6 protein-coding genes are annotated in these 6211 nt (G+C 75.1%); 2 read left to right on the top strand and 4 right to left on the bottom strand.

The window, feature by feature from the left end; all coding sequences use genetic code 11:
• Window positions 1-70 precede the first annotated feature (70 nt).
• Window positions 71-2479: a hypothetical protein gene (locus AB0H87_RS36385; protein WP_360156522.1), complete on the bottom strand. Its 2409-nt coding sequence runs from the start codon at window positions 2477-2479 to the stop codon at window positions 71-73.
• A 45-nt stretch (window positions 2480-2524) separates the two neighbouring features.
• Here AB0H87_RS36385 and AB0H87_RS36380 point away from each other — a divergent pair, with 45 nt between their 5' ends.
• Entirely contained in the window at window positions 2525-3067 is a 543-nt protein-coding gene (locus tag AB0H87_RS36380) for a hypothetical protein (protein ID WP_360156519.1), read from the top strand.
• Here the strand turns inward: AB0H87_RS36380 and AB0H87_RS36375 are convergent.
• Genes AB0H87_RS36375 through AB0H87_RS36365 form a run of 3 tightly spaced genes read right to left on the bottom strand, consistent with a single transcriptional unit; the run spans window position 3016 to window position 5755 of the window.
• Window positions 3016-4209 (bottom strand): NAD(P)/FAD-dependent oxidoreductase, encoded by a 1194-nt coding sequence (locus tag AB0H87_RS36375; RefSeq protein WP_360156516.1) that lies wholly within the window; start codon window positions 4207-4209, stop codon window positions 3016-3018. The two genes, AB0H87_RS36380 and AB0H87_RS36375, sit on opposite strands and share 52 nt — an antisense overlap.
• Window positions 4210-4252: 43 nt before the next feature.
• Window positions 4253-4504 (bottom strand): type B 50S ribosomal protein L31, encoded by a 252-nt coding sequence (locus AB0H87_RS36370; RefSeq protein ID WP_360156513.1) that lies wholly within the window; start codon window positions 4502-4504, stop codon window positions 4253-4255.
• A 3-nt stretch (window positions 4505-4507) separates the two neighbouring features.
• The gene (locus AB0H87_RS36365) at window positions 4508-5755 is read right to left on the bottom strand and encodes a GTP-binding protein (RefSeq protein ID WP_360156510.1); all 1248 of its coding nucleotides are present in this window, start codon (window positions 5753-5755) and stop codon (window positions 4508-4510) included.
• Window positions 5756-5849: 94 nt separating this feature from the next.
• Here AB0H87_RS36365 and AB0H87_RS36360 point away from each other — a divergent pair.
• A partial coding sequence (locus tag AB0H87_RS36360; protein ID WP_360156507.1) for a GNAT family N-acetyltransferase occupies window positions 5850-6211 on the top strand: 362 nt, incomplete at its 3' end.

Genomic DNA, 6211 nt, shown 5'->3' with positions numbered 1-6211 from the left:
CAGGTCAGACGCGGTGATGCGGATATGGATGCAGAGCAAATGCCAGCGGCGAAGCGCGCCGCCCTGCGGCCTATGGCCGTGCCACTCCGTTGACGTCCGCAGGTGGTGCCGGTTGGCGCAGAAGCGGCGGTTGCGCCAGGTGGCGGCGGGCCAGGGCCGACACAAGCCGGTCGTGCGCCGCGACGAAGGCCGGGTCGTGCAGGTAGCTGCCGTGGCCGCCGACCTGCGGCTCCCACTCGCGAAGGGCCCGCTCCGACGGGTCCGGTGCGAGCTCGTCCACCGCGCCCAGCGGGGTGTCGGCGCGGTCCGGGCGGCAGACCGCGCCGCCGATCGGGTCCGTCGTGCGGTAGAGGTTGGTCCAGCGCGTGCCCTCCGCGTCGGTGAGGGAGGTCGCCACCTTCACCGACTCGTCCCGGTCGAAGAACGCCGCGAAGAACGGCTCGATCAGGCGGGTGACCGGGCAGGCCGAGGTCAGCAGCGCGATGCGGTCCAGCGACGCCGCCGGCAGGTTGCGCACCGCCATCGCGGCCAGGACGCTGCCGTGGCTGTGTCCGGCCAGCACCACGGGCACGCCCTGCTCCGTCAGCGTCGTCACCCGGCGCACGATGTCGGCGACCGCCCGCGGGCCGTGCGCGGGGGCGGCGAACGGGTGCGCGGCCCGGGGCCAGAACGTGGCCATCGCGTACACCGCACTGACCAGGCGCCGACCCGGCGTGGTGTTGCCCGCCCGGGCGACGGTGAGCACGAGGACCAGCGCGGCCAGGCCGATCGACCACGCGCCGAGGTTGGTCAGCGTGCTCTGGTTGGGCAGCAGCGCGGCCGGACCGCGGCCCAGCGCGCTGTAGACCACGCCGACCACCGACAGCGTCGCGATCGGCACGAACACGATCAGCGCCAACCCCGGCATAGACTCCAGCAGCAGCCCGCGGGCGTGCGCGCGGTCGAGCACCTCCGCCGCGTCGGGCCGCCGGCGGCGCAGGTCGGGGTCGCGGTCGTCGGTCGTCCGCCGGCCGGCACCCAGCAGCACGTGCCACCGCACGAGGCCGAACGCGACCGCGACGAGCACCGCGCCCATCCCGACGGTGTAGACCAGACCGGCCCATTCATAGGGGTACGGCGGCGCCGGCAACCACGCCCGCCCGGCGTCGGAGATTTCGAGCTGCCCGATCGACAGCGCCGCGAAGTAGAGCAGGCTCGCCGTCTCGGCCACCGCCAGCATGGTGGCGACGGCGGCCATGATCGGCGCGACGAACCCGCGCCACGCCAGCCGGCGCGCGGTGCGCCGGGCGATCCAGCACAGCGGCAGGGTGGCCAGCCCCAGCGCGAACAGCAGCACCACCTGGATCACCGAGAGCGTCGCGACGCCCGCCGCGAAGCCGGGCAGCGCGCCCGACGACGGCGTCGGCGCCCGCCCCGGACCGACCGCGTAGAGCAGGCCGGCGGCGGTGACGATCACCGTGCACCAGGCGCTGAGCCGGACCGCCCTGCTGACCAGCGGCGCGGCCGCGGCGGCCCGGCGGCGGAACGCCGCGACGCCCCGCTCGACCCGGTCGGCGCCGTGCTCGTGCGCCCGCGCGGCGGCCGTCAACCGCGAACGCCGCAGCGCCGCCGCGAAGGGCCCGTTGCGCACCGCGCGCACCTCGGCGATGGCGACCGGCAACGGCACCAGCGAGCCGAGCACGCCGACCAGCAGCGCCACCGCGAGCAGGCCGAGCAGCAGGGCGCCGACCAGCCACCAGGCCCGGTCGGCGGCCCGGTCGACGCGGACGATCGGATAGACCAGCAGCGCGTCGACCATGGCGAGGCCGACGATCAGGTGCACGGCGCGCAGCCGGCGGACCCAGTCCCGGCCACGCCAGAAGCGCGCGGCGGTCAGCTCGTTCGGCGGCAGGTCGATCTCGGCGCGTCGCTCGTACCGCCGCCAGGTCCGCAGGCTCGCCGCCCAGAGCACCCCGAGGACCAGCAGGGGTGCGAGGGCACCGACGGCCAGCCGGTCGTACGTGCTCAGCCGCAGCTCGCCGATCAGGTTGAACGGCTTGGGCCACGAGTCGGTGCAGCCGGTGCCGGAGCTGAGGCACTGCCAGGCGATCAGGTCCATCGTGACGCCCGCGACCCCGAGCGTGAGCGTCGCGGTGAGGGTCAGCGCGAGCAGCCGGCACAGGTTGCCGACGGTCGAGTCCGCGATCCACGACATGACACCGCGGGGCCGGGTCGGCCGGGCCCAGTACGCGACGTTGATCAGGGTGAACGGCAGCAGCAGCATCCAGAGCGCCCGCGCGGTCGCGGTGCTGCGCAGCCCCCAGAGGTAGGCCTCGGGCGTGTCGGTCTCGGGCCGCTCGACCCGCCAGCGCCAGAACTCGCCGCGCGCGGCGACATGGTCGACCTGCTCGACCGGTCGCGCGCCGAGCACCGCCTCGGCCTCGGGGAAGTCGACACCCGGAACCCGCAGGGACACCACGCGCACCGGCCCGCCAGTCATCATCGACCTCCGTCTGTCCACGGTATCGCCCGGTAGGTTGGCCGGATGGGCGCGCTACCGGGCGGTTTCATCAACACGGTGGTCCGCGTGGGCGATTCGATACGCCGCCCGCCGGCCTCGCCGTTCGTACACCGTCTGCTGGACCTGCTCGCGGACTGGCCCGGCGCACCGCGGTTCCTCGGCGGGAGTGGCGCGGCTGGTCCGCGAGTTCCACGACCGCACGGCACGGTGTACGGGCCCGGCCCGTTGCCGATCGCGTTCGTCGACTGGGACATCGCGGCGCCCGGCGAGCGCGTCCACGACGTGGCACGCACGTGCTGGCAGTTCGTGGGCCTCGGTCCGGGTGCCGTCGACGCCGGCCGCGGGGTGCGCCTGGTCTGCGACGCCTACGGCCTGACCGGTCGCTCGCGACTGGTCGAGACGATCCTCTGGTGGCAGGACCGGTGCTGGCGTGGCATCGACGCCGCGGCGGACGCCGGCGAACCCGCGATGGTGCGGCTGCGCGCGTCGGGCGCGATGGCCGGCGTCCGGGCGGCCTACGACTGGACGTCGGCCCACCGCGGCGTGCTGGAGCGCGCCGTGCGCTGAACGTCGGGGAACGAGCGGTCTCCGAACAGGACCCGGGCCGCCGCGGCCCGGCCGGCACGGCCGCGCAACATGGTGACCGCCGCCTCCGCCGCGAGCGGTGAGCGGATGCCCGCGAACACGTGCCGCAACGCCAGCCGGCCACGGAAGCGGGCGAGCAACGCGGCACCGTCGTACCGGCGCAGGATCCGCTCGTCGCCCGTGCGCAGATAGTCGGCGACGACGGCGGCGGCCAGGTCGGCCATCCGCAGGCACGGGTCGAGCCCGCCCGCCGTCAGCGGTGAGACGGCACCCGCGGCGTCGCCGACCAGCAGCCCGGCGGGACAGGCGAGCCGGCGCAGCACACCGCCGACCGGGATCGGCCCGCCGCGCCGCTCGACGGGCCCGGCCGTCGCCGCCCGCCCGGGCGCGTCCGCGGCGAACTCGTCCAGCAGGTGCCGCACGCCGGTGCGCATGGCCGCCGGATAGCCCGCGACGCCGACGTGGGCGTGCCGCCCGTCGTCGATGACCCAGCCGAGGTAGCCGGGTGCGACCCGGGGATCCAGCACACAGTGGAACGTCGGCGGCCCGCCGCCGGCAGCGATGGGATGGACCAGCTCGGCACCCACCAGGAACCGCCGGTTGACGTCCAGGCGCAGCTCACGCGCGACCCGGGAGCGGGCACCGTCGGCACCGACGACGAACCGGGCGGTGATCGGAGCGCCACCGGCGAACCGCACGCGACCCGCGTCGACGCCGGCGAACCGCGTGCCCAGCCGCACCTCGGCGCCGGCGGCCTCGGCCGCCCGCCGCGCGTGCGCGTAGACGCCGGCCATGTCGGCGACCCGGTACTCGTCGCGATCGCTGCGCAGCCGCACGGGCGACCGCCGGGAGGGCGGATAGAGCAGCACGTCCCGCACACCGGGCCCGAGCAGGTGGTCGGGCAGGTCGAAGTCGTCGAGGGTGCGCCGCACGAAGATCCCGGTGGTGCGGATGCCGGCGGCCGGCGCGGACCGCCGTTCGACCACCAGCACGGTCAGGCCCCGCTCGGCGACCCGGCGCGCGGTGTGCAACCCCGCCAGCCCCGCACCCACGACCAGCACGTCGACGCTCTCCACAGCTGCGACCGTATGATCGCGGCGACGCGGTGTGGCGGCCCTGCACACGATCCGCCACAAACCTTCACAACCCCGGCACGACTCGGTGCGGTCACTGCTGCTTGCGCGCGTACTTCCGGCGGAACTTCTCCACGCGGCCCTCGCTGTCGAGCAGGCGCTGGCGGCCCGTCCAGAACGGGTGGCTCGCCGACGAGATCTCGACGTCGATCACCGGGTACGTGTTGCCGTCCGTCCACTCGATCGTCTGTGAGCTCTCGGCCGTGGAGCGGGTCAGGAAGGCGAAGTCGGCCGAGCGGTCCCGGTAGACCACCTGGCGGTACCGCGGGTGGATGTCGCGTTTCATGGGTCATTCCTCCGTGATCGGGAAGCAGCCCGCGAACGGGTCGGGCAGGGCCGTCCAGTCCGCGGCGAGCTCGTCGTCCGTGAGCAGGCAGCCCGCCAGGCGGTCCGTCAGCTCGTCGCCGGCGAAATCCAGGCCGACGAAGGCCAGCAGCGTGCGCCGGTCGCCGAACGACGGGTCCCAGCCCAGGTCCGCGGCCGCGCGGCGGTCGGGGGTCGCGTCCGCCCAGCCGGACGCCGGCAGCGCCGCCAGCCAGTGGCCGAGGCTGCCCATGCCGACCCCGCCGCCGGCCGACTCGTACGCGATCGCCGTGTCGGGTTGGCTCGCGAGCCAGAGTTGGCCGCGGCCGCGCAGCGTCTCCGCCGCCAGCGCACCGAGCGTCTCGTGCAGGCGGCCCGGGTGGAACGGTCGGCGGGCCTCGAACAGCACCGAGACGACCCCGCAGTCGGGCTCCGGGCTGTGCACCGCGATCGCGTAGCCCTCCAGCGCCCGGCCGTTCATGCCCGGCACCCGCGGGTTGTACCGGCCCGTGTGCCGCAGGCTCACGGCCAGCGACGCGCAGTCGACCAGGCGACCCGCGTCGACCACCACCTGGGTCGCCCACGGCGCGAGGCGCTCCAGCAGCACGCCCGCCCGGGCCAGGTCGAAGCCCGCCACGTCCGGGTCGCCCCAGAGCACGACCGTGTCGGCGAACTCGATCTGCCGCGTCACGACGTCCGCGACGGCCCGCTCGTCCTCCTCGGCCGCGTGCAGGTCGCGCTCGCGCAGGTCGTCCGCGCTGGTCAGGTCGGTGAGCAGGGTGGCGGCGTCGACCACCGTGACGTACGAGTCGAACCGCACGACGTCGGTGACCAGCCGCCCGTCGACCGCACAGCGCGCGCACGCGCCGGCGACCGCCTCCGGCTCGACCACCCGCGGCAGCAGCAGGGCGATGTCCGAGCCGGGCCGCGTGCGACCCAGCCGCACCAGCGCCGGCAGCACGTCCTCGCGCAGCGTGCACGACACGCACCCGTGCAGCAGCGTGGTCGCCTCGTCCTCGAGCACCTCCGCCGCGGTCCGCACCACGCGCCGGAGCATGCCCTCCCGGACCTGGCTGAGGTCGTGGCTGACCGACACCAGCCGCGGGTCGGCGAACTGGAGCAGGCTGGTGACCGCCGCGGTGGCGGCGGGGTTGAAACCCGCGAGCACGGTGACCGCGGGCCGGCTGTCGACCGGCGCCCGCCATGCCGCGGTGGTCGGATCCGAGTTGCTCACCACCGTCGCCCTACCCGCCACACCCGCCGTCCCAACCTCCACGGGCACGGAAACCCGGTTGCCGCGTGCCGCGCGCGGAGCCACGCTCGTGACCATGACGGAAGTACGGCTCGTGCCCTGGTCAGACGGCGATCTGGCGCTGCTGCGCCGGATCAACACGCCGGACATGCGCCGGCACGTCGGCGGCCCGGAGACCGAGGAGCAGGTGCTGGCGCGGCACGGCCGCTATCTCGCGCTCGACAACGGGCGGATGTTCCGCGTCGAGGTCGGCTCCGAGGCGGCCGGCAGCGTCGCCTACTGGAGCCGGGTCTGGCACGACGAGCCCGTCTACGAGACCGGCTGGAACGTCCTGCCGGAGTTCCAGGGCCGCGGCGCCTCCATCGTGGTCAGCGCGGCGACCCGCAGCCGCTCGCCGTCGCGGGTGATGCCGCGCAGCGGCAACCGTCCGATGTCAAC

Origin of the sequence: Asanoa sp. NPDC050611, assembly GCF_040654855.1 — a bacterium.
Taxonomy (GTDB): Bacteria; Actinomycetota; Actinomycetes; order Mycobacteriales; family Micromonosporaceae; genus Asanoa.
Note: the sequence above shows the minus strand (reverse complement) of the source record. Positions and strands in the feature narration are given on the sequence as shown.

Excerpts from the sequence above, each read along its gene's own strand:
- AB0H87_RS36380 (WP_360156519.1), top strand. The coding sequence starts at position 2,525 with ATGGGCGCGCTACCGGGCGGTTTCATCAACACGGTGGTCCGCGTGGGC.
- AB0H87_RS36370 (WP_360156513.1), bottom strand. The coding sequence starts at position 4,504 with ATGAAACGCGACATCCACCCGCGGTACCGCCAGGTGGTCTACCGGGAC.
- AB0H87_RS36385 (WP_360156522.1), bottom strand. The coding sequence starts at position 2,479 with ATGACTGGCGGGCCGGTGCGCGTGGTGTCCCTGCGGGTTCCGGGTGTC.